The organism is Lactobacillus sp. UMNPBX6, assembly GCF_002553975.1.
GTDB lineage: Bacteria > Bacillota > Bacilli > Lactobacillales > Lactobacillaceae > Lactobacillus > Lactobacillus gallinarum.
In genome coordinates this window covers 1-1,664 of record NZ_PCZD01000109.1, presented here as the reverse complement: position 1 = coordinate 1,664, position 1,664 = coordinate 1, and the positions used below count along the sequence as shown (strand labels likewise).

Sequence of the window (1,664 nt, the reverse complement as noted above, 5' to 3'; positions counted from 1 at the left end):
ACAAAACATACTAATCTAGTGTTGGATGATTACTCGACGGAGTAGTCGTTCAACACTTTTTCTTTTACTATGTAAAGTGGAGATGAAGCCAATGCCGTGACTGCTTTGGACACATGATGTCGTAAACAAAACTGGCAGCTTCACCATTCAATTGTGAATCTCGTCTAAGTATGTTGGCTGTTAAAGTCCTGTTGAGAAAATTAGATCTGATTGGATTAGATGGAGGCAGCTCATCTCCAAGTAAAGCGGAGGTTTATTCTTATGGATTTATTGAAAACTGTTTTTGGTATTGATGTTAGCAGCCGGAAGTCTAACGTATGCATTATGGTCAATGGCCAAAAAGTTGATGACTATGCCATCTCCAACGATATGGTAGGCTTCAATCAGTTGCTAGATGACCTTAAGCAGGTTACTAAACCGCAGATTATCTTTGAAGCAACTGGTGTCTATTCCAGAAGACTCCAGGCGTTTTTGGACATGCACAAATTGCGCTATGTCATGATGAACCCGCTGGAAGCCAAAAGAAAGACAAAGGATGACCTGCACCAGAACAAGACCGATAAGCTTGATGCCTTGTACCTTGCCAAGCTGCAGTCTGAGCACCCGCAACGGCTGGCCTACGTTCAAAGCAAAGAATATCAAGAATTGATGGCCAATAACCGCATCTATGAGCAGGCTTCGCACGATCTGATAACCAACAGGAATAGACTGCACAAAGCCATTCAGCTCACTTTCCCAGAGATTGAGCACTTAATGGTTAACCCGAGAGGGAAAAACTACTGGAGTATTGTTCTCAGATTCCCACACCCTGATATCGTATTAGAAACAAAAGAAGCCGATATCATCGACTTCTTAAAAGGCTTATCTGGTATTGGTAAAAAGCGCGCTAACGACATAATGCAAAGTCTTATTCGTTTGGCTAAAGTCGCATGCCCAGCTGTCAAAAAGGACAGTGCACATATTCGTGGCCTCGAAATGGCCATTAACAATATTCTGAGCGCTGAAGAGGCGTGCCAGACAGCTTTAAAGGAGATGACCAAGCTCGCTCCCAAGCGGGATCTGGAGATCCTCACAAGCATTCCAGGCATCGGCGAAAATACCGCTCTAAGAATCATTAGTGAGCTTGGGGATATCAGACGTTTTAACAACCCTAGCCAATTAAATGCCTTCGTTGGCGTTGACCCTCAAGTTTATGAATCTGGCAACCTCACGGCCCACCTGTCAATTTCAAAGCGTGGGACAGCTATCGGCAGAAAGGTGCTGTACTTGGCAATCAACCAAATTCAGTCGGCTAAGAAAGCGGGAAACCCTTCTCATATTGCGGATTATTACGAGAAACGAAAACGGTCTTCTGAGACTGCAAGTCACAAGAAGGCCGCTATCGCATCGATCCATAAATTATTACGGACGATCTTCGCTTTAATTAAGAATGATCAATTATATAGCTATGACGTAGCCAAACATAACCAAAGACTTTTGTCATAAAAATTGATCCAATAGATATTATAACAGCCTCTTTTTTGAAATTACAGAAGGTGGCTGTATTTATCATGCCCTAAATCAGATATTTAACTCGATTCTCCGGGAGCCATTTCCCGATTAGGCCTGTATTTCAAAATAAAATTGCTTAAAATCGTTGATAACACTTGACTTAGAGTAGAAAA

At 42.3% G+C, this 1,664-nt stretch carries 1 protein-coding gene; it reads left to right on the top strand.

From position 1 onward, the window contains the following. Window positions 1-261 precede the first annotated feature (261 nt). Complete coding sequence (locus CP357_RS09855; RefSeq protein WP_069168440.1) at window positions 262-1,485, top strand: IS110 family transposase; 1,224 nt, start codon at window positions 262-264, stop codon at window positions 1,483-1,485. Window positions 1,486-1,664: the final 179 nt, after the last annotated feature.